This window comes from Streptomyces sp. DSM 42067, from assembly GCF_055792885.1.
On the sequence record NZ_CM147706.1, the window covers coordinates 747,707 to 767,594 of the forward strand.

Consider the following 19,888-nt stretch of genomic DNA (forward strand, 5'->3'; position numbering starts at 1 on the left):
GGCTCACGATGTCGGCAGGGCCTGCATGGCCTTGATGAAGCCGTCCGCGTCGAGCTGTCCGTTGAAGAACTGCTGGATGGCGGTGTGCATGGCATCGGCCGCGGACTGCGGGTACGCCTGGTCCCACGACAGCTGGAACGACGGAGCCGCCTTGACCAGGTCGTACTGGAACTTCGAGTACTCCGGGCTGGCGGAGGTGTCCAGGAACTTCTCGGTGTTGGTGGTCGTGGGCAGGTTGCCGATGCCCAGCTGCGCCTTCACGAACTTGTCCGAGTACATGAGCTTCAGGAAGTCGGCGACGGCCTCCGGGTGCTTCGTCTTCTTCATCACCGAGTAGAAGTTGTTGGTGTTGCCGACGACGTTGGCCGGGTCACCCTTGCCGCCCTCGATGGTGGGGAAGGTCGTGTACCCGAGGCCGTCCTTGGCGAACTCGGGGTTGTCGGTCTGGTGCTGGGAGTACTCCCACGAGCCCATCAGCTCGAACGCGGCCTTGCCCTTTGCCAGCAGCGTCACGGAGCCTTGGTCGGTGTACTTGACCGAGTCGAAGTTCTTGCCGAACGCGCCGGTGTCGACGAGCTCCTTGAGCATCGACAGCGCCTTCTTGCTGTCGGCGCTGGCCCAGGCCTCCTTGTCGCCGCCCAGCGCCTTCTCGAAGAGCTCGGGGCCCGCGACGCGGTCGTAGACGTACTCGAACCACATCAGAGTCGGCCACTTGTCGCCACCGCCGAGGGCGATGGGCGTCGTCACACCCTTGTCCTTCAGGGTCTTGACCACGTCCAGCAGCTCGTCCCAGGTCTTGGGCGGCTCGACACCCGCGTCCTTGAGTACGTTCCCGTTGTTGAACAGCACGACCGGCTGGGTGCCACGCATGGGCACGCCGTAGGACTTGCCGTCGATCACGGCCGCGTCGAACACCGACGGCAGGAAGTTGGACTTCAGGCCCGGGTCCTTGGCGATGAAGTCGTCGAGCGGCAGAAGCAGGCCCGCGTCGACGAACGGCTTGATGCTGCCGCCGCCCCAGTTGAAGAAGACGTCGGGGGCCTGGTCCGTGTTGATGATCGTCTGCAGCTTCTGCTGGTAGTTGGCACCGGGGATGGTGTCCAGCACCGCCTTGACCTTCGAGGTCTTGTTGAATTCCGCGACGATCTGCTTCTCCACCTTGTTGGCGGAGTCACCGTAGACCAGGACGTGGATCTTTCCGTCGTCCCCGCCCCCGGACGAGTCGCCCGAGCCGCACGCCGACAGCGAAAGCCCGAGGGCGAGTGCTGCACCGGCGGCTACGGCACGTGGAAACCATGCCCGCTTCTTCATCGAAGCCCCTCCGAAAAGTATCGAGCCCAACACCGAAATATGTTGTGCGCGGTGTGACGCTAGGCCTCGACTCCAGGAGGGTCAACCCTCCGTCATCGGGTTACCAAAGCGTTACCGGCCTGTCGTGTCGGGACTGCCGTATGCTGCCGCTCATGCGTGATGACGACGAGACGGGGCGCGTCACCCTCGCCCAGATCGCCGAAAAGGCGGAGGTCTCCATTTCGACAGTTTCGAAGGTCCTCAACGGCCGCCAGGACGTGTCGCCGCCGACGAGGGTCAAGGTCGAGCGCCTGCTGGAGGCCCACGGCTATCGGCGGACTCCGAAGTCCGCCGGTGAGGCACCGCTCATCGAGATCGTCTTCCACGAGCTCGACAGCATCTGGGCCATGGAGCTGATCCGGGGGGTGGAGAACGTCGCCGTGGCGAACGACGCGAGCGTGGTGCTCACCGAGAGCGGCACCCGGCACGCGCCGACCCCCGACTGGATCGAGAAGGTCCTGCGGCGCCGCCCGCTCGGGGTGATCCTGGTGTTCTCGTCCCTGCCGCTGGAGTTCAAGCAGCAACTGCGGTCACGGGCCATCCCGTTCGTCATAGTCGACCCGGCCGGCGACCCGGAACCCGACGTGCCCTCCGTGGGCTCGGCCAACTGGTCCGGCGGACTGGCCGCGACCCGTCATCTGATCGAGAACGGGCATCGGCGCATCGGGGTCATCACCGGTCCCGAGGACATGATGTGCTCGCTTGCCCGGCTCGACGGCTTCCGTTCCGCCATGAGCATGGCCGGACTGGAGATCGACCCGGACCTCGTCCGCTTCGGCGACTTCCATGTCGAGGGCGGCTACTCCCGGGCGATGGAGCTGTTGCAGCGGCCGGACCGGCCCACCGCCATCTTTGCGGGCAGTGACCTGCAGGCTCTCGGCGTACTCGAGGCGGCGCGCGTCAACGGACTGCGCATTCCGCATGATCTGTCGGTCGTCGGTTACGACGACGTCCCGCTCGCCCAATGGACCAGCCCGGCGCTGACGACCGTGCACCAGCCACTGCAGAAGATGGCCGAGGAGGCGGCACAGATGCTGCTGCGACTCAGGGCCGGAGAACCCGCCGTCACGCGCCTGGAGCTGGCCACCAGCCTGGTCGTCAGGAAGAGTACGGCCCCTCCCCCGCGCTCGTAAGTCCGCGCCGACCGTCGGTCTCGAGACGGGCCCGACGCCTACCGCAAACGTGGGCGACGACGAAGCGGGCGCGGTGATCAAGGACCACCGCGCCGCGCGTTCATCGGATGACGTTCGTCAGGAGGCGGTGCACGCACCGATGACGGGTGCCGACGTGTTGCCGTTCGTCATGACGGTGAACCCGAAGCTCGTCGATGCACCGGCTGCCAGGCTGCCGTTGCCGTTCGGCTTCATCGTCATCACGTTGCCGCTGCTGTCCCACGTGGGAGTGCCGTTCCACGTCGTGGAGATCTTCTGCGGCGAGGCCACGGTGACGGTCACGGTCCAGTTGGTGATCGCGGAACTGCCCGCGGTGATCGTCACCTTGCCGTTGAAGCGGTCGCCCCACTCTTCGGCCTTGCTGTAGGTGGCAGTGCAGGTGGCGCCGCTGCCACCGCCTGAGCTTGAGCCGCCGAGCGCGGTGAGGACGGCGGTGTAGGCGGGCTTCTTGACGTAGTTGCTGTCGAAGAGCAGCGGTGTCCCGCTGGCACGCCAGGAGTACTTGTCCGTCACACCCCATACGGTGATGCCGGTGCAGCGCGAGACGGCCAGGCAGGCCTTGACCACGCTGCTGTAGCTGTTCGCCTGCGCCGTCCCGGAGCCCTCGATGTCCAACTCGGTGATCTGCACGTCCACGCCGAGGTCGGCGAAGCGCTGCAGGTTCGCCTGGTAGTCGGACGGCACCGGGGACGAGCTGTTGAAGTGCGACTGGAAGCCGACGCAGTCGATCGGAACGCCGCGCGCCTTGAAGTCCTTGACCATGTTGTAGACGGCATTGCTCTTCGCGTTCACGCCGTCGGTGTTGTAGTCGTTGTAGCAGAGCTTGGCGCTGGGGTCGGCGGCGCGGGCGGTACGGAACGCCTCCTCGATGAAGCCGTTGCCGAGCTTGTCCTGGAAGGGCGAGCTTCGCCGGGCACCGCTGCTGCCGTCCTGGAACGCCTCGTTGACCACGTCCCAGGAGTGGATCTTGCCCTTGTAGTGCGTCATCACCTGGGTGATGTGGTTGTTCATCGCCGAACGCAGGTCGGTGGCGCCGAGGCTGCTCACCCAGCTGGGCAGCTGGGAGTGCCACACCAGGGTGTGACCGCGGACCTTCATTCCTCTGCTCTGGGCGTGGCTGACGATCCGGTCGGCCGAGGTGTAGGTGAACGAGTTCCGGGTCGCCTCCAGGGCGTCCCACTTCATCTCGTTCTCCGGTGTGACGGAGTTGAACTCGGTGTTCAGCGTGGAGACGTACTGCGACTCTCCCAGGTGACTGGCGGCGACAGCGGTGCCGAAGTACCGGCCCTTCTCGGCCGCCGCGGCGCCGAGCGTGCTCGCGGCGGCGGCGCTGCCCGACAGGGTGACGACGCCGGCGGCGGCGAGGAGACCCGCCACCCCCAGGGCGACCGCCTTTCGGGCACGCGACCGCCGTGGCGGGCGGCCCGGTTCGCGGTGGGTTGCAATGATCATGTCAACCTCTTCTTTTCGAGTGCCGGACGGACGGGGCAGGCCGCCCGGGCATTGCGGAATGGCGCCATGCGCGGAGCCGCGCATCCGGGGCATGACGCACCCGTGACGCGCGAGCCGCGTGGCGAGAGGTGGAACGAACGCTGGCGAGTGTGGCAGCCACTCCCTGCAACGTCAACGCCAAGTTTCAGAAAGATTTCGACGCCGGAAACGCGTCTGCCTGTCTAGCGCATCGCCGCTTTGACCAGCAAAAACGTGGCCTATCCAGAGGAGGAGTGGCTTGCGGGCCCGTACTCGCCACACATCGTCGAGCGGAGAGTTACGGCAATTCCGCGAAACAATCGACGCAGAGTCACCGAAACATCTCTCCGCATACGACGCGATGGGCGTCGCGCGTGACGCCGATTCACAATAACGGCCGTCGAAGCGACGGCTTCGCCCCCATCTATGCCACACCCAGGCCTGCAGTCATCTACGAAATGTTTCGAAATCTGGGTCCATTCGGATGGATGCGAACGGTGTCACGCCCAGGAGCGGCTGAGACTGACGGGCAGGGACAGGCAGCCCTCAGGCAGTCTCCCTTGCGTGGTCATGTGACTGCGCCCGGGCATAGTGACGGGCCCCGGCTCAGAGAGCCCGGGACCCGTCACGGTGCCCTTAGTGGGTCGCGGTGCCCTTAGTGGCCGCCGCCGCCACCGCCGCCGTGGCCGCCGCCGCCACCGCCGCCGTGGCCGCCGCCGCCACCGCCGCCGTGACCGCCGCCACCGCCGTGGCCGCCGCCGTTACCGCCGCCGTCATGGCCGCCGCCGTGGCCGCCACCGTCATTGCCGCCGTAGCCACCATCATGACCGCCGTAGCGGCCGTCACCGTAGCCGTTGTCGTCATCGTCGTCGTAGTTGCTCCAGTAGCCGCCCCACTTGTCGTGGTCGTTGTCGTCGTCGCGGTCGGAGTAACCCGAGTCTCGATGCGAATCCGAGTCAACGGCGCTGGCGACGCCGGCGCCGGTGAACGCCAGGGCGACCGCGGCGAACAGCGCGGCAGCCAGGCGCCCGAACCTGGACAGGATTGCACTCATGATGCTTGCCTCTCAGGGAGAAATGGATTGTCGCTGATCCCGGAACATCCAGGTCCAGCTCGCATCCGGCCCTCCACAGGGACCTGACACGTGGGACGCGCTCGCGGCCCTCTCCGGCTTCCCGCCCAGCGTGCAGGCGACTTCCACGCCACCTGATGTGCGGCTACTGGGCGTGATTCAAACCGGACCCTCGCGGCTCGCCGACGTGTTGCGGCAGGCCGAGCTTCCGCGACGCCACCCCTCCGACCGGACCGCGGCAACTCGGTCACGATGCCGACCGGCCTTTGAGGCTTCGTACGGCCTTCAAATCAAGCCCTGCGAATCCCTCGTGTCCTCACGCTAGGCAGATAACCGGCAAAACGTCAACTAATGCAGGAACCAGCACAAAAGGGATGCCAACGCGACGGACGATTCCACGTCAGATTTATCCCTGTTGTGGGCTGATTGAGAAGATTTCTTTGCATTGATACCTTCTCGTCATGCACGAGACTCAGCGGCGTGAAGTCTCGGACGCCAAGGCGCTCAAGGGACTGGCCCACCCCCTCCGGCAGCGGATGCTCGCCCGGCTGCAGCGCAGCGGCCCGGCCACCTCCGCCGATCTGGCCGCCGAGTTCGGCGCGGACCGCGGTGCCACCAGCTATCACCTGCGCCAACTCGCCCGGTTCGGCTTCATCCAGGAGGACACGGCCCGATCGACCGGTCGCCGTAAGTACTGGCGTGCCGTGCCCGAGGATGTCCGGCTCCCCCACCACGCGGCGGACGCCGAGGCCGAAACCACGGCCCAGGAGATCGGGCACCAGTGCTGGGAGCGCGCGGAACACGACCTTGCCGCCTTCCTGACCACCCCCGACGCGTTCGGCGAGTTCGGCGCCGCCGCCCTGCACTCGCTGGGCGGCACGACGCTGACCGCCGAAGAACTGGCCCGGTTCACGGACGAGTACATCGCGTTTTTCACTCGCTGGCATCGCGAACCCGATCAGGCATCACCCGGCAGTCGGCATATCACCGTGCTGTTCAACGCGTTCCCGACACCCGACGACAGCGACCGGCAGCGGTTGTCTCCACCCGGACCGGGGTCTGACGCCGACGCGCGTCAGTCCCCGTGAGGCATCAGCGACTTGGAGGACCTGTGCGGGCGTCAGGTCGCCCAACACCGACGTATGCCATCGGGCGCACGGGCGCTTCCTGACTATCCGTCAGTTGTCGGTACGGATGGGAGGGGCGGTGGTTCGGTCACGGTGACCTCAGCAGGGCGCAACAGGTGACCGCCGACACGGTAGCCCGGGCGGTGGACGGCGGCACAGGTGGGCCGGTCCACCCGGTCCGAGGGGTCGTAGGCGACGGCCTCGTGCAGGGCAGGGTCGAAGAGCTCCCCCGCACGACCGAAGGACTCGAGGCCCAGCGCCGCCAGTTGGCGCTGAAGCGCATCGGTGACCTGCCGGAAGCCGCCCGTCACTTCGCCGGCCTCGTCGGCGTGCTGGACCGCGTCGAGTACGGGCAGGAGCCCGGCGAGCACGTTGGCCACGGCGATCTCGCGTACGGCCAGGCGGTCGCGCTGCACGCGCTTGCGGTAGTTGTCGTACTCGGCCTTCAGTCGCTGAAGATCCGCGGTGCGCTCCTGGAGCTCTGCACGCAGCACCTCGGTTTCCGTCCGCTCCCCCTGCTCGGTCCCTTTCGGCTGCTCCTTCGCCTCCGTCCGCCCATCCGGCTGCGGCTGCGCAGGGCCGGCGGCTCGGCTCTGGGCAGGGCGCTCTGAGACCCCGCCGTTGCGGCCGGGGCCGCCGGGGGGCGCCAGTTCGGCGGATTTGCCGTCGGCGCCCCCGTACCGGGGCTGAAGGGTGACCGGATCGATGCGCCGCTTGTCCCGGACGAGCACCAGCCGGTCCTTGGACTGGTGATCGTGCGGCTGGTTCATCCCGTGCCTCCCTTCGAATGCTGCTCGTCATCGACGATCTCGGCGTCGACGACGTCTTCCTCCGTGCCCGTCGCCCCTGTGCTCTGGGCCCCGCCCTGGGCCTCGGACGCCTGGGCCTGGGCCTGGGCCTGGGCCGCCTGGGCCTGGGCCGCCTGGGCCTGGGCGTACATGGCGCTGCCGATCTTCTGCGCGGCCGCCGCCGCCTTCTCGGTGGCCGTGCGGATCGCGGCTGTATCGTCACCTGCGGCGGACTCGCCCTTGAGCTTCTCCTTCAGTTCGGCCAGCGCGGTCTCGGTCTCGGCCTTGACGTCGTCCGGGATCTTGCCCGGGTTGTCCCGGATCAGCCGCTCGGTCTGGTAGACGAGCTGTTCGGCCTGGTTGCGGGTCTCGGCGGCCTCACGCCTGCGGCGGTCCTCCTCGGCGTGCTGCTCCGCCTCCCGGACCATGCGGTCGATGTCGTCCTTGGGCAGCGCGGAGCCACCGGTGACGGTCATCTTCTGCTCCCTGCCAGTACCCAGATCCTTGGCCGACACATGCATGATGCCGTTGGCGTCGATGTCGAAGGCGACCTCGATCTGCGGAATTCCGCGGGGCGCCGGCGGCAGACCGGTCAGCTCGAACATGCCGAGCTTCTTGTTGTACGCCGCGATCTCCCGCTCGCCCTGGAACACCTGGATCTGCACGGACGGCTGGTTGTCCTCGGCCGTGGTGAAGATCTCCGACCGCTTGGTCGGGATGGTCGTGTTCCGCTCGATGAGCCTGGTCATGATGCCGCCCTTGGTCTCGATACCGAGCGACAGCGGGGTCACGTCCAGCAGCAGGACGTCCTTGACCTCGCCCTTGAGCACACCGGCCTGCAGCGCGGCACCGACGGCCACGACCTCGTCCGGGTTGACGCCCTTGTGCGGATCCTTGCCGGTCAGTTCCCTTACCAGCTCCGTCACCGCCGGCATCCGGGTCGAACCGCCCACGAGGATCACGTGATTGATGTCCGAGAGCTTGATCCCGGCGTCCTTGACCGCGTTGTGGAACGGGGTCTTGCAGCGCTCCAGCAGATCGGCGGTCAGCTGCTGGAACTGGGCGCGCGTGAGCTTCTCGTCCAGGTGGAGCGGGCCCTCAGCCGAGGCGCTGATGTAGGGCAGGTTGACGGTGGTCTCGGTGGCCGCGGACAGCTCGATCTTCGCCTTCTCGGCGGCCTCCCGGAGCCGCTGGACGGCCATCTTGTCCTTGAACAGGTCGACGCCGTAGTTGTTCTTGAACTGCTTGGCCAGGTGTTCGAGGATCCGCTGGTCCCAGTCGTCACCACCGAGGTGCGTGTCGCCGTTGGTGGCCTTGACCTCGACCACGCCCTCACCGATCTCGAGCAGTGACACGTCGAAGGTGCCGCCGCCCAGGTCGAAGACCAGGATCGTCTGGTCGTTCTCCTTGTCCAGCCCATACGCCAGCGCGGCAGCGGTCGGCTCGTTGATGATCCGCAGCACCTTCAGCCCGGCGATCTCGCCCGCCTCCTTGGTGGCGGTGCGCTGGGCGTCGTTGAAGTACGCGGGCACGGTGATGACCGCGTCCGTCACGTCCTCGCCGAGGTACGCCTCCGCGTCCCGCTTGAGCTTCTGCAGCACCCGGGCCGAGATCTCCTGAGCGGTGTACCTCTTGCCGTCGATGTCACCGGTCTCCGGGAAGCGCCACTGCGCGTCACCCATGTGGCGCTTCACCGACCGGGCGGTGCGCTCCACGTTCGTGACCGCCTGGCGCTTGGCGATCTCGCCCACCAGCACGTCGCCGCCCTTGGCGAAGCCCACCACCGAAGGCGTGGTTCTGGCGCCCTCGGTGTTGGTGATGACGGTGGGCTCTCCACCCTCCAGCACGCTCACCACGGAGTTCGTCGTACCGAGGTCAATACCGACTGCCCGTGCCATGTCAGCTCTCCCTCCTCCGCTCACCTGCGGCACGTAGACCCTCTTCAACACCGTGGTAAACCTTGAGTCCCCTTAAGTCAAGAATCCTTAGCGAGATCTGTGTGGGGCGCGCTGGAAGAGGCGGGCGTACCGCGGCGGCCTGGGCCTGCGCTGCCGGCGCGCGCATTCGGGGCACGTGTACGGCCGGCGCACGGGGTACCCGGTGTGGCACATGCCCATGTGAACGCTGTCGTCCTTTGCGGGCGGTGGCTGGGCCCGGGGGCCGCGGTGCCGCTCCAGGAGGAGTGCTGTGGAGTGGTTCACGGACGCGGACTACTGGCTGGGCAGGCTCGGCTTTCAGCGCGGCCTGGCCGCCTTGTACTTCGTCGGGTTCCTGAGCACGGTCAACCAGTTCCGGGCTCTGATCGGTGAGCGCGGTCTGCTCCCTGTGCCCCATTACGTGGCGACCGTTCCCTTCCGGCAGTCGCCCAGCATCTTCCACCTCCACTACTCCGACAGGTTCTTCGGGCTGGTCGCCTGGACGGGCGTGGTGCTGTCCGCCGCACTGGCCGCGGGGGCGGGCGACCGCGTCCCCCTCTGGGCGTCGATGCTGATGTGGGCGGCCCTCTGGGTGATGTACCTGTCGATCGTCAACGTCGGGCAGACGTGGTACGCGTTCATGTGGGAATCGCTGCTGCTCGAGGCCGGGTTTCTTGCGATCTTCCTGGGCAACGAGCGCACGGCGCCGCCGGTCCTGGTGCTGTGGCTGCTGCGCTGGCTGCTGTTCCGGCTGGAGTTCGGCGCCGGGCTGATCAAGCTCCGCGGCGACCCGTGCTGGCGAGATCTGACCTGCCTCTACTACCACCACGAGACTCAGCCGATGCCCGGCCCGCTCAGCTGGTTCTTCCACCGCCTGCCCCGGCCGGCGCACCGGGTGGAGGTCGCGGCCAACCACATCGCGCAGCTCGGCGCTCCCGCCGCGCTGCTCACTCCGCAGCCGATCGCCAGTGTGGCGGGCGGGGTCATCATCCTCACGCAGCTCTGGCTGGTCGCTTCCGGCAACTTCGCCTGGCTGAACTGGCTGACCATCGTGCTCGCGCTGCCCGCGATCGACGGAGGGTACGCCGCAGAGGTCCTGCCGCTCCCCGAGCCTCGCGCCTTCCCGGCCACACCGGCGTGGTACGAAGGCGTGGTGATCGCCGTCACCGCACTGGTGGCCGTGCTCAGCTACTGGCCGGTCCGCAATCTGCTCTCGCGCCGGCAGCTGATGAACTTCTCCTTCAACCCCCTCCACCTGGTCAACACCTACGGAGCCTTCGGCAGCATCGGCCGGGTCCGCTACGAGGTGGTGATCGAGGGCACGGACGAGCCGGAGATCACCGACGGCACCGTGTGGAAGGAGTACGGCTTCAAGGGCAAGCCGGGCGACCTGCGCCGCCTGCCGCCGCAGGTGGCCCCGTACCACCTGCGGCTCGACTGGCAGATGTGGTTCGCCGCGCTCTCACCCGTCTACGCGCTGTCCTGGTTCGCACCGTTCATCGGGCGACTTCTCGACAACGACCGGGCCACCCTCGGACTCCTGCGCAGCAACCCCTTCCCCGCGTCGCCGCCCACCTACATCCGCGCCCAGCTCTACAGCTACCGCTTCACCGACCGGCATGGGCTGCGCAAGAACCGCGCCTGGTGGGACCGCACGCTGGTGGGCAGCTACCTTCCGCCGGTGACCAAGGCGCCCTGACGGTTCCTTCCTCCCAGTTCATTCTTGACAAGGGATTGAGCAGGATCTATGCACATGTGTCGAGAGGGTTTTCTCCCTGTTTGCCAGTAGAGCGCCATTCGCCAGTGAAGCGTTCGGGAGGTGAGCCCAGTGGCGGGCCGCGCAACACCTGGCCCCCAGCGGGACCTCTATGCGGTGCTCGGTGTGGAGCCGACCGCTTCGGGCGGCCAGATCACATCGGCGTACCGCAAGCTCGTCCGCGCACTGCACCCGGACGCCAACCCGGGGCAGGAGGCCGCAGGCGAACGTTTCGCCGAGGTCCTGTCCGCCTACGGCACGCTCCGCGATCCCGTCCTGCGGGAGGCCTACGACGCCGAACGCTCTCCCACTTCCGCGCGCGGTGCCACGAGCGGGCCGCAAGGACGCCGCGGCCGGCCGGTCAGAATTTCCGTCAGAGTCAGGACGGCCGAGGCCCCGGGAGCGGCGGACGCGGCCATGGATCGGCCGGGGCGCGGGGCGCCACGCGCCGAGCCGTCGTGGACCTGGTCCCGCCGGACGGAGTGGCCGTACGACGAGGAAAGCGCTCCCGGGTCGAGCCTCTCCGACCCTTGGGATCTGTTGTGGCAGTGGATCATGCGGTGGTAAGGGGAACGTCCCTGCCCGTGAAGCCAGGGGGTGTCACAGGTGGCACGGCTGCAGGTCAAGGGCGGCGAACTGGTGGTGCGCCTGTCCGCGATGGAGAGGCTCTGCGCGCGTCGGCGACATGTCCGGGTGCCTTTGGCCGCCGTGGAGAACGTCGTCGTGACCCACGACTGGTGGCGTGCGCTGCGTGGGGAGCCCGAGGCGGCCGTGTGGTTGCCGGGGACGCGTTTCGTGGGTGTACGCAGGCATCCTCAGGGGCGTGACTTCGCCGTTATGCGGATGCCCAGGCCGGTGGTGAGCGTAGATCTGAGACCGCCGTCGCCCTTCGCTCGCCTCGTGGTCTCGGACCCCGAACCCGAGGCCACGGCCTCCGCCATCCGCGCCGCCGTACGGGGCCCGGAAGCCTCTGCGCGGCCGGCGCAGGCATCTGCCGACCCGAAGTAGGGATTGTCAATATGTCCGGAAAGCGGTATATCAACCGCTAGAGCAGACAGCCGGAAGGCGTTGACATCAGGCACGGCACAAGGAGAGGGGTGTGACCGATGGTGCTGATGCGTACTGATCCCTTCCGCGAACTCGATCGACTGACGCAGCAGGTCCTGGGAACGGTCGCCAGGCCCGCCCTCATTCCGATGGACGCCTACAGGCACGAAGGCGCCCTGCTGGTGCACTTGGATCTGCCCGGCGTGGACCCGGACTCCATCGACCTGAGCCTCGAGCAGAACGTCCTGACCGTGCAGGCGGAGCGCCGTGCTCCCGACACGGAGGGCGTCGAGATGGTCGTGGACGAACGGCCGCATGGGGTGTTCAGCCGGCAGCTGTTCCTGGGCGAGACACTGTCGCTCGATCAGGTCGAGGCGAACTATGACGCCGGCGTCCTGACCGTCCGTATCCCGGAGGGCGAGCCGGCCAAATCTCGCAAGATCGAGATCAGTCGCGGTGACGAGACCAAGGAGATCGCCGGCTGATCGCCGTCGGAGGCGGACCCAGGGACCATCCACCTGCGCGCCCGGGCGCGCGGGTGGAGCCGCGGGGCTCACGGTGAGTGGAGCCCGCAGGGTCGCAAGGAGGCCAGGAGCCGCGGGCCTTCCGCAGTTTTCGCCTTCCACCGTTCAGGGGTGAGGGAGGGCAAGTAAATGGAGCCACTGAGGGTTTCCTCCCAACGGCGAGACGCATGGGAGGTCGTCGAGGTCACGGGCGAGATCGACATCACCACCCGGGACGAGCTGGGCGACCACCTCGACGACGTGATCGCAGCCCACAATCCGGCGAGGGTCATCGTGGACTTCTCCGACCTGGACTTCTGCGACGCCAGCGGTCTGAGCGTGCTCCTCGCCGCCGCCCACGAGGCCCGGCAACGCAACGGGCAGCTTCGTCTGGTCTGCCCGGAGGGACCGATCAGGCGCCTGCTGCGCATCACCGAACTGACAACGATCATTCCCGTATACGACACCGTCACGCAGGCCATGTTCCCGTCAAGGAGGGGAGCCGATGATTACCGAACTGGCCCTTGAGCGAGTGGAGTTCACGTGCGGCCACTGCTGGTACCGGTGGAGCGCCGACTACGACGTGCAGCACTACCGGGACGACGACGGAGAGGAATGGGAGTACTTCACCCGCGACGGGATCGCCGCGACGTCCCCCTACGAGCCCCAGGGTGCGCCGCCCTGCCCGCTGTGCGGCCGCCGCTGGGTCGGCCGCCTCACCGCACGCAGGCCCGTGCCCGTCCCGCCGGGCGCGGCCGATGCGCCCCGTCAGAAGATCACGGGACTCGGTGAGTACCGCGCCGAGCGGCACGGTGCCCCGCTGCTCGGTGCGGCATCCCACGAGCAGCCGGAACAGCCGGCTCCGTCCTCGAGCGGCCAGGTATCGGACGATCGCTAGTCGAGCGGACGCCGCCGCCGGAACCGCCGGTCCTCGGTCGGTTTCCGGGGGCGGCTTCGCTCGACTGGACGCGTGTGATGCCGCCGAGCACAGCAGGCGCCCCTCACCTCGCAGGAGCGGCCGCGGCATGCCCTCAGTCGACCGGCCAGGTATGGACGGGTGCGTTCAGATGCATGTAGTCGATGTACTGCTGGGTCATCCGCCGCAGCGCTTCGTGGTGGCCGACGTGCGATGAGGCGTCGATCCGGTGGTACATCTCCTTTTGCCACACCGCGCCGTTGCGCCCGGTGACGCACCGTTGCTCGATGATGCCCAGCAGCGGCTCGCGCCAGGCCGCGTCCATTCCCGAGAGCTCGAGCCCCCGGTGCGCGAGCGGCAGCAGGCGCCTCAGAACGAGTTCGGGCACCGGTACTTCACCCATTCCGGGCCAGTACAGCCGTGCGTCGATGCCGTGGCGTGCCGCCGTATGGAGATTGTCCTCGGCGGCCGAGAACGACATCCGGGACCAGACCGGCCGGTCCTCCTCCACCAGGGCGCGGGTGAGCCCGTAGTAGAAGGCGCCGTTGGAGAGCGTGTCGGCGACCGTCGGGCCGGCGGGGAGCACGCGGTTCTCCACCCGCAGATGCGGTTTGTCGTGCGCGACCGCGTAGACCGGGCGGTTCCAGCGGTAGATCGTGCCGTTGTGCAGGGTCAGCTCGGCCAGCTCGGGGATGTCTCCGCCCTCCAGCGTCTCCTTGGGGTGCGGGTCGTCGCAGATGGGCAGCAGCGCCGGGAAGTAGCGGACGTTCTCCTCGAAGAGGTCGAAGACGCTGGTGATCCATCGCTCGCCGAACCACACCCGGGGCCGCACACCCTGCACCTTGATCTCCTCCGGGCGGGTGTCGGTGGCCTGCTCGAACAGGGTGATGCGGGTTTCGTCCCAGAGCTCCTTGCCGAACAGGAACGGCGAGTTGGCAGCAAGCGCGACCTGAACCCCCGCGATCGCCTGTGCCGCGTTCCAGTAGTCGGCGAACTCGTCAGGGGACACCTGCAGGTGGAACTGGGTGCTGGTGCACGCGGCCTCGGGGGTGATGGTGTCCGCGTAGGTCCGCAGCCGGTCCACACCGTCCACCTCGATCCGCAGATCCTCGCCGCGGGCGGCGAACACCTGCTCGTTCAGCAGCCGGTAGCGCGGGTTCTCCGACAGCGCCGCCTCGCCGACGTCCGCCTGGCGCAGCGTGGGCAGGATGCCGACCATGATCAGATGTGCGCCGACCGTCGCAGCGCGTTCGTCTGCGTGGTTGAGGGCGCCGCGGATCTCGCCCTCCCAGGCGTCGGGCCCGCCGGCCGTCAGCCGCCGCGGCGGAATGTTGATCTCCAGATTGAACCGCCCCAGCTCCGTGGACCAGGCGGGATCGGCGATCGCCTCGAGCACATCGCTGTTGCGCATCGCCGGCTCGGCCCCGGCGTCCACGAGATTGAGCTCGATCTCCAGGCCCACCTGGGGCCGCTCCGACTCGAACCGTGACTCACGCAGCATCTGCGCGAACGCGTCGAGGCACTCCTGCATCTTCATTCGGTACCGGCGGCGGTCCTCACGCGTGAACACCAGCGCCGGGACGTCCCGTCCCATCGGCCCTCCCGAGTCTCCTCGGCGGACACGTCACTACCAGACCAGAATCCCACTGCCGGGCAGCACTGACGAGGCGGAGCCCGTGCCTCGGACAGCAGCCGACCGGGAGGGCGGACGCGCGTAGCGGACAGCGCCCGAGGCCCTCTAGCGGGGCGGCGCGGTGGTGCGCATCATAGGGGTGCTTGTACTGCACAGCATTCTCCCTGCTCTCCTGCGCATCACCGTTCACGGGGTCGTTGCGCAGCAGCATTTGTCATGAGCGCGCCATAAGCGCGCCTCTCCGGAAGGGAATGCACCATGGCTTGCGGAACGACCAGCCTGTGGGCCGGCGAGACCAGCTGGTTCTGTTGTGGGAACGCCTGGGGCCCGTGCGGCAGCGCGGGCGGCGGCGCCTGCGGGACCTGCAGGTCCGCCTCGTACCACGGCGCCTGGCCCAACGCATCGCAGGCGTGCTGGGACATCACCCGGCCCGACCTGTGCGGCGAGAACATCCCCCGGCGCGGCTGCGGCTCGGTGATGAACGTCAGACACCAGTGCTCGGGCGCCACCGTGTGCATCACCATCACCGACTGCGGCCCGCGCACCAAGTCCTGGTGCGGCGAGGCCACCTGCTGCAACGGCGTCTGCCGCACCAACCGCGTGCTGGACCTCACGCCCGCGGCGTTCTCGGCCATCGGCAACCTCAACTCCGGCATGCTGCCGGTCTACATCTACGAGTGAGGGGGCGTCACGACATGACCGCTCACCAGGGCATACCCGGTGGCGTCGGCCGCCGTCGCTTCCTCACCAACGCCGTCGTCGGCGGCGCCACCATCGTCGGCGCGACCGCGCTCGGCGGCATCGACGCCGACGCCGCCTTCGCCGCGCCCCAGGCATCGCTCGACCCCGCATTCGCCAAGTCCTCCTTCGTGGAAGGGCGGATCACACGGATCGACGGCAGCGTGCTGCACGTCCTGGGCTCCCACGGCGACCGCGCCCGCATACAGCTCACCAACGCCACCAGCATCTGGAAGGTGGAGCCCACCACCGCTGATGCGATCGAGGCCGGCGACGGTCTCTACGCGCGTGGAGTTCCGATGCCCGACGGCACCGTCGCCGCCGACGCGGTGTGGGTGAACATCGTCAACATGGCCACGACGATCCGCGGCATCGAGAAACACCGGCTGCACCTCGCCCACGGACACCACGAGATCGTCGGCAACGTCGTCCCGTCCGCCACCAACGCCTCGTACGCCGGACGGGCCCTCACCTCCGACCTGTCCCAGCTCCGCATCGGACAGCACGCCCAGGTCCTGGGCGCGTGGCGGCCGTCCGACGACTCCGTCGACGTCGTGCGCATCTCGGTCGGGCACTGAGCGGGCGGGGGGAGAGATGGAGTCACTGACATCGGGCCTCGCATCAGGCCTGGCATCGGACCTGGCATCAAGCCTGACATCAGGGCTGGTCCCCGCTCTGGTCCCGCTGGTGCTGGCCGGGCTGCTCGGGTGGACCGGCGCGGTCAAGCTCTTCGGCCGCGGCACCGTCCGCCAGGCGCCGAAGACCGCGCTCGCCCGCATGCTGCGCAGCAGCGAACGGACGGTGCTGGTGCTGCGCACTGTGGGCGCGGCCGAGCTGGTCGCCGCAGTCGGCCTGCTTGCCCTCCCCGCGTCGGTGGGGGCGACGGCCGCGGCAGCACCGGGGGTTGTGGCGGCCGCTCTCGGGGCGGGCTTCCTCGGCTACCTCGCCCGGGCCCGGGCGACCGCGCCCGAGTCGTCCTGCGGCTGCTCGGCGAGCGACGACGCCCCGATCACCTGGCGCGCCTTCGCCCGTGCGGCCGCGGTGCTGGCAGGCGGGGCGGTGTCGGCGGCGTGTGCTCTGCGTGCCGCCGGGATGGCCGGAGGGCGTACGGGGGCGGATGGTGCGGCGCAGCCCTGGTGGACCGTGATTGAGGAACAGCCGTTCGTCTCACTGGGCTTCCTGCTGCTGTCCTCGGCGGTGTTGGTGGGGCTCTCCGCGGACCTGGACCGCTGGTGGCGGCTGCCGCTGCGCCGATTCCGGCTCCGTCTGTTCGGCCATCCGTTCAACTCGGCCGCGGCGAGCGGCTCCGCGGTTCCGGTCGCGGCGACGGTCGAGCTTCTGGAACGTTCTCTCGCCTGGCAGGCCGCATCACCCGTCGTACGGTCGGGGCTGGTGGACCACTGGGATGAGGACGGCTGGCGCGTCCTGCAGTTCACCGGCGTGTACGAGGAGGGCGGTGAGGAGGGCGGCACGGCCCGGCCGGTCGCCGTGCTCTTCGCGCTGGACGCGACGGTCAGCACGGACACGACCGCCGAGCCGGCCGTCCGGGTCGCCATCGTCGACGCGGACACCGGCGAGGCGGTGGCCAACGAACTGCTCTCTCCTGCGGTCCGGCCCGCCCTGCCCCTCGCCGGCTGACGGCAGTTGTTCGCCGGCGCCCACGTGGGCGCCGGCGAACACCCACCCTCGCCCGCCTCGCCGCGGTCCCGACCCGGAGCCGAGCAGAGCTCGTCCGCGCTCCCCAGGCCGCCGGTAGTACACGCGGCGCTCGGGGTCGGTGGCAATCGTGCTCGGTTCCAAGGCGGTCACGGTGGCCGCGGTCGTCACCGAATGGCACGGCGTGCCGGCCGACCAGCCCGGTGAGAGCGGATGACGGCGTAGACCGGCACGGTAGACCGGCACGCCCGAGTACCGGCGGCAGACGCCCCGACCCGACCACCTCGCTCAGCTGGCACCAAGTGAATGATCAAAGTGGCGAGGGGGTTAGCATATGAGCGCCGCCTAGCTCGAAAGATGAACTGTGACTGCCAACGAGGACTCGTTCACCAACTGGAAGAACCGCGAGGAGATCGCGGAGTCGATGATCCCGATCATCGGGAAGCTGCACCGGGAGCGGGACGTCACGGTCCTGCTTCACAGCCGCTCCTTGGTGAACAAGTCGGTGGTCAGCATCCTCAAGACCCACCGATTCGCCCGTCAGATCGCCGGCGAGGAACTCTCCGTCACCGACACGCTGCCGTTCCTGCAGGCTCTCACCACGCTCGATCTCGGCCCGTCCCAGATCGACATCGGCATGCTCGCCGCGACGCACAAGACCGACGACCGCGGTCTCTCCGTGCAGGAGTTCACCGCCGAGGCCGTCGCCGGCGCCACGGGCGCCAACAAGATCGACCGCCGCGAGCCGCGCGACGTCGTCCTCTACGGCTTCGGCCGCATCGGCCGCCTCGTCGCCCGCCTGCTCATCGAGAAGGCCGGCTCCGGCAACGGCCTGCGCCTGCGCGCCATCGTCGTCCGCGGGGGCGGCGACCAGGACATCGTGAAGCGCGCCTCGCTGCTGCGCCGCGACTCCATCCACGGCCAGTTCCAGGGCACGATCACCGTTGACGAGGCGAACAGCACGATCCTCGCCAACGGCAACGAGATCAAGGTGATCTACGCCAACGACCCGACGGAGGTCGACTACACGGCGTACGGCATCAGGGACGCCATCCTCATCGACAACACCGGCAAGTGGCGAGACCGCGAGGGCCTGTCGAACCACCTCCGCCCCGGCATCGACAAGGTCGTCCTGACCGCGCCGGGCAAGGGCGACGTCCCGAACATCGTCCACGGCGTCAACCACGACACGATCAAGCCGGACGAGCAGATCCTGTCCTGCGCGTCCTGCACCACCAACGCGATCGTCCCGCCGCTGAAGGCGATGGCGGACGAGTACGGCGTTCTGCGCGGCCACGTGGAGACCGTCCACTCGTTCACCAACGACCAGAACCTGCTGGACAACTACCACAAGTCCGAGCGCCGCGGCCGCTCCGCGCCGCTCAACATGGTCATCACCGAGACCGGTGCCGCCTCGGCCGTCGCCAAGGCGCTACCCGACCTGAAGGCGAAGATCACCGGCAGCTCGATCCGCGTCCCGGTTCCGGACGTCTCGATCGCGATCCTGAACCTGCAGCTCGCGCGCGAGACCACCCGCGAGGACGTCCTCGACTACCTCCGCAACGTGTCGCTGACCTCGCCGCTCAAGCGCCAGATCGACTTCATCAGCGCACCCGACGCGGTCTCGAGCGACTTCATCGGCTCGCGCCACGCCTCGATCGTCGATGCCGGCGCCACCAAGGTCGAGGGCGACAACGCGATCCTCTACCTGTGGTACGACAACGAGTTCGGCTACTCCTGCCAGGTCATCCGCGTCGTCCAGCACGTCTCCGGGGTGGAGTACCCGACCTACCCGGCCCCGGCGGCCTGATCTCGGCGGACTGTCCGATCCGCCGTCCCGGCAGGCGGGGCGGCGGTGGGGGCGGCAACCGGTCGCGCTCGGCATCCGGTTGCTCTCCCACCGCCGCCACCGCCCCATCACTCTGGCATTGTTCGCCCAGGCCCTGGCCTTGTCCGCCCAGGCCTGCCTGACCGCAGTCGGCAAATTCCAGCCCCGCATCGGTCACTGCAAACGCGGACACAGCCCTTCAGAAACTGCGCACCCGTCTGGGAACTGCCCACCCGCCACCGCAAACACCATTGCAGTACGAGTCGGGGATGCACATCAGTGCACGTGAAAGTGGGTCAGGGGCTATGTGGCGGTGCCCTTCTTTGCGCCGGTGCGGGCCTTTCCGTCAGACCCGTTCGACGTACTGCCGGGCGCCGGGCTGAACGCCCCTCCGTGGCGGAGGATGGCGTAGCCGATGCCGACGCCGGCCGCCACGGGCCATTCCAGCAAGCCGACTACTCCGAGCGTGCCGAGGCCGAGGAAAACAGGGAGCCCACCTTTGGCCGGCAGGACGCGCTGAGCTGCAGTGACGGGCATTGCGACGACTTTTGCAGCCGCGGAGGCGACGCGCCCGACGGGGATGTTGATGGTGAGGGTCTGCTCGGCGCGCCTTTTCGGGGGACTCGCTGCCTGCTCGGCACTCCTCTTGGAGGGGCTCGCTGCCGGCTCGGCGCGCTTGTTCGAGGGACTCGCTGCCTTCTTGCGCGTGGAGGCTGGGCGACTGGGCGTTTTCGCCGTCCGACTGCGGGCTTGCTGAGCGGTGGCGTTCACGGTTTTCCTCCCAATGCGCTGTTCGGTGTTACAGATTTGGCAATTATCATTCTCTGAGGCTTATGTTGCCTTTTGGTGCCGTTGTGTAGCTCTGAATGGCTCTACATCTGAAGGTGCCGCCGCTCAGCCTGTGACCGTTGCTCGC

At 68.2% G+C, this 19,888-nt stretch carries 19 protein-coding genes; 12 read left to right on the forward strand and 7 right to left on the reverse strand.

Annotated features, from left to right (window positions below; genetic code table 11):
* Window positions 1–3: 3 nt before the first annotated feature.
* Window positions 4–1,311, reverse strand: coding sequence for an ABC transporter substrate-binding protein (locus tag ACSMXV_RS03740; RefSeq protein WP_473176266.1), 1,308 nt, complete (start codon window positions 1,309–1,311; stop codon window positions 4–6).
* A gap of 140 nt (window positions 1,312–1,451) precedes the next feature.
* Between ACSMXV_RS03740 and ACSMXV_RS03745 the strand changes: the two genes are divergently transcribed.
* Complete coding sequence (locus ACSMXV_RS03745) at window positions 1,452–2,483, forward strand: LacI family DNA-binding transcriptional regulator (protein ID WP_473176267.1); 1,032 nt, start codon at window positions 1,452–1,454, stop codon at window positions 2,481–2,483.
* Window positions 2,484–2,600: 117 nt separating this feature from the next.
* On the opposite strand, the gene ACSMXV_RS03750 is transcribed toward ACSMXV_RS03745, so the two are convergent.
* Both ACSMXV_RS03750 and ACSMXV_RS03755 read right to left on the reverse strand, forming a co-directional pair.
* Complete coding sequence (locus tag ACSMXV_RS03750; protein WP_473176268.1) at window positions 2,601–3,974, reverse strand: glycoside hydrolase family 10 protein; 1,374 nt, start codon at window positions 3,972–3,974, stop codon at window positions 2,601–2,603.
* 673 nt (window positions 3,975–4,647) lie between these two features.
* On the reverse strand, window positions 4,648–5,046 hold the full coding sequence (locus ACSMXV_RS03755) for a hypothetical protein (RefSeq protein ID WP_473176269.1): 399 nt from the start codon (window positions 5,044–5,046) through the stop codon (window positions 4,648–4,650).
* A 479-nt stretch (window positions 5,047–5,525) separates the two neighbouring features.
* Between ACSMXV_RS03755 and ACSMXV_RS03760 the strand changes: the two genes are divergently transcribed.
* Window positions 5,526–6,152 (forward strand): ArsR/SmtB family transcription factor, encoded by a 627-nt coding sequence (locus ACSMXV_RS03760; RefSeq protein ID WP_473176270.1) that lies wholly within the window; start codon window positions 5,526–5,528, stop codon window positions 6,150–6,152.
* An 83-nt stretch (window positions 6,153–6,235) separates the two neighbouring features.
* Here the strand turns inward: ACSMXV_RS03760 and grpE are convergent, their stop codons facing one another.
* Together grpE and dnaK are read right to left on the reverse strand one after the other, a co-directional pair.
* Window positions 6,236–6,961 (reverse strand): nucleotide exchange factor GrpE, encoded by a 726-nt coding sequence (gene grpE, locus ACSMXV_RS03765; RefSeq protein WP_473176271.1) that lies wholly within the window; start codon window positions 6,959–6,961, stop codon window positions 6,236–6,238.
* Complete coding sequence (dnaK, locus tag ACSMXV_RS03770; protein WP_473176272.1) at window positions 6,958–8,877, reverse strand: molecular chaperone DnaK; 1,920 nt, start codon at window positions 8,875–8,877, stop codon at window positions 6,958–6,960. The genes grpE and dnaK overlap by 4 nt, the downstream gene beginning before the upstream one ends.
* A gap of 289 nt (window positions 8,878–9,166) precedes the next feature.
* Between dnaK and ACSMXV_RS03775 the strand changes: the two genes are divergently transcribed.
* The 6 genes from ACSMXV_RS03775 to ACSMXV_RS03800 all read left to right on the forward strand — a co-directional run bounded on the left by ACSMXV_RS03775 (window position 9,167) and on the right by ACSMXV_RS03800 (window position 13,099).
* Entirely contained in the window at window positions 9,167–10,594 is a 1,428-nt protein-coding gene (locus ACSMXV_RS03775) for a lipase maturation factor family protein (protein WP_473176273.1), read from the forward strand.
* A gap of 129 nt (window positions 10,595–10,723) precedes the next feature.
* On the forward strand, window positions 10,724–11,218 hold the full coding sequence (locus ACSMXV_RS03780; protein ID WP_473176274.1) for a J domain-containing protein: 495 nt from the start codon (window positions 10,724–10,726) through the stop codon (window positions 11,216–11,218).
* Between the two features lie 39 nt (window positions 11,219–11,257).
* Entirely contained in the window at window positions 11,258–11,659 is a 402-nt protein-coding gene (locus tag ACSMXV_RS03785) for a hypothetical protein (RefSeq protein WP_473176275.1), read from the forward strand.
* Between the two features lie 98 nt (window positions 11,660–11,757).
* Complete coding sequence (locus ACSMXV_RS03790) at window positions 11,758–12,183, forward strand: Hsp20/alpha crystallin family protein (RefSeq protein ID WP_473176276.1); 426 nt, start codon at window positions 11,758–11,760, stop codon at window positions 12,181–12,183.
* Window positions 12,184–12,351: 168 nt separating this feature from the next.
* Window positions 12,352–12,729 (forward strand): STAS domain-containing protein, encoded by a 378-nt coding sequence (locus tag ACSMXV_RS03795; RefSeq protein ID WP_473176277.1) that lies wholly within the window; start codon window positions 12,352–12,354, stop codon window positions 12,727–12,729.
* Complete coding sequence (locus ACSMXV_RS03800) at window positions 12,707–13,099, forward strand: hypothetical protein (protein WP_473176278.1); 393 nt, start codon at window positions 12,707–12,709, stop codon at window positions 13,097–13,099. The genes ACSMXV_RS03795 and ACSMXV_RS03800 overlap by 23 nt, the downstream gene beginning before the upstream one ends.
* A 133-nt stretch (window positions 13,100–13,232) precedes the next feature.
* Here the strand turns inward: ACSMXV_RS03800 and ACSMXV_RS03805 are convergent, their stop codons facing one another.
* Window positions 13,233–14,711: a glutamate-cysteine ligase family protein gene (locus tag ACSMXV_RS03805; RefSeq protein WP_473176279.1), complete on the reverse strand. Its 1,479-nt coding sequence runs from the start codon at window positions 14,709–14,711 to the stop codon at window positions 13,233–13,235.
* 297 nt (window positions 14,712–15,008) lie between these two features.
* On the opposite strand from ACSMXV_RS03805, the gene ACSMXV_RS03810 reads away from it, so the two are divergent.
* The 4 genes from ACSMXV_RS03810 (at window position 15,009) to ACSMXV_RS03825 (ending at window position 18,954) form a co-directional block, all read left to right on the forward strand.
* The gene (locus ACSMXV_RS03810; protein ID WP_473176280.1) at window positions 15,009–15,431 is read left to right on the forward strand and encodes an RlpA-like double-psi beta-barrel domain-containing protein; all 423 of its coding nucleotides are present in this window, start codon (window positions 15,009–15,011) and stop codon (window positions 15,429–15,431) included.
* Window positions 15,432–15,445: 14 nt separating this feature from the next.
* Window positions 15,446–16,066 (forward strand): cell wall protein, encoded by a 621-nt coding sequence (locus tag ACSMXV_RS03815; protein WP_473176281.1) that lies wholly within the window; start codon window positions 15,446–15,448, stop codon window positions 16,064–16,066.
* A 16-nt stretch (window positions 16,067–16,082) separates the two neighbouring features.
* Window positions 16,083–17,126 carry a MauE/DoxX family redox-associated membrane protein gene (locus tag ACSMXV_RS03820; RefSeq protein ID WP_473176282.1) on the forward strand — a complete coding sequence of 348 codons (1,044 nt, stop codon included), beginning with the start codon at window positions 16,083–16,085 and terminating at the stop codon, window positions 17,124–17,126.
* 382 nt (window positions 17,127–17,508) lie between these two features.
* Window positions 17,509–18,954 carry a glyceraldehyde-3-phosphate dehydrogenase gene (locus ACSMXV_RS03825; RefSeq protein ID WP_473176283.1) on the forward strand — a complete coding sequence of 482 codons (1,446 nt, stop codon included), beginning with the start codon at window positions 17,509–17,511 and terminating at the stop codon, window positions 18,952–18,954.
* 321 nt (window positions 18,955–19,275) lie between these two features.
* Here ACSMXV_RS03825 and ACSMXV_RS03830 read toward each other — a convergent pair whose 3' ends face one another.
* Window positions 19,276–19,509, reverse strand: coding sequence for a hypothetical protein (locus tag ACSMXV_RS03830; protein WP_473176284.1), 234 nt, complete (start codon window positions 19,507–19,509; stop codon window positions 19,276–19,278).
* Between the last annotated feature and the right edge of the window lie 379 nt (window positions 19,510–19,888).

What these genes read in the sequence shown, in the direction of transcription:
- ACSMXV_RS03745 (WP_473176267.1), top strand. Translation starts at nt 1,452, where the DNA reads ATGCTGCCGCTCATGCGTGATGACGACGAGACGGGGCGCGTCACCCTC.
- ACSMXV_RS03830 (WP_473176284.1), bottom strand. Translation starts at nt 19,509, where the DNA reads ATGCCCGTCACTGCAGCTCAGCGCGTCCTGCCGGCCAAAGGTGGGCTC.
- dnaK (WP_473176272.1), bottom strand. Translation starts at nt 8,877, where the DNA reads ATGGCACGGGCAGTCGGTATTGACCTCGGTACGACGAACTCCGTGGTG.
- ACSMXV_RS03795 (WP_473176277.1), top strand. Translation starts at nt 12,352, where the DNA reads ATGGAGCCACTGAGGGTTTCCTCCCAACGGCGAGACGCATGGGAGGTC.
- ACSMXV_RS03750 (WP_473176268.1), bottom strand. Translation starts at nt 3,974, where the DNA reads ATGATCATTGCAACCCACCGCGAACCGGGCCGCCCGCCACGGCGGTCG.
- ACSMXV_RS03805 (WP_473176279.1), bottom strand. Translation starts at nt 14,711, where the DNA reads ATGGGACGGGACGTCCCGGCGCTGGTGTTCACGCGTGAGGACCGCCGC.
- ACSMXV_RS03810 (WP_473176280.1), top strand. Translation starts at nt 15,009, where the DNA reads ATGGCTTGCGGAACGACCAGCCTGTGGGCCGGCGAGACCAGCTGGTTC.
- ACSMXV_RS03820 (WP_473176282.1), top strand. Translation starts at nt 16,083, where the DNA reads ATGGAGTCACTGACATCGGGCCTCGCATCAGGCCTGGCATCGGACCTG.
- ACSMXV_RS03740 (WP_473176266.1), bottom strand. Translation starts at nt 1,311, where the DNA reads ATGAAGAAGCGGGCATGGTTTCCACGTGCCGTAGCCGCCGGTGCAGCA.
- ACSMXV_RS03760 (WP_473176270.1), top strand. Translation starts at nt 5,526, where the DNA reads ATGCACGAGACTCAGCGGCGTGAAGTCTCGGACGCCAAGGCGCTCAAG.
- grpE (WP_473176271.1), bottom strand. Translation starts at nt 6,961, where the DNA reads ATGAACCAGCCGCACGATCACCAGTCCAAGGACCGGCTGGTGCTCGTC.
- ACSMXV_RS03755 (WP_473176269.1), bottom strand. Translation starts at nt 5,046, where the DNA reads ATGAGTGCAATCCTGTCCAGGTTCGGGCGCCTGGCTGCCGCGCTGTTC.
- ACSMXV_RS03800 (WP_473176278.1), top strand. Translation starts at nt 12,707, where the DNA reads ATGATTACCGAACTGGCCCTTGAGCGAGTGGAGTTCACGTGCGGCCAC.
- ACSMXV_RS03790 (WP_473176276.1), top strand. Translation starts at nt 11,758, where the DNA reads ATGGTGCTGATGCGTACTGATCCCTTCCGCGAACTCGATCGACTGACG.
- ACSMXV_RS03815 (WP_473176281.1), top strand. Translation starts at nt 15,446, where the DNA reads ATGACCGCTCACCAGGGCATACCCGGTGGCGTCGGCCGCCGTCGCTTC.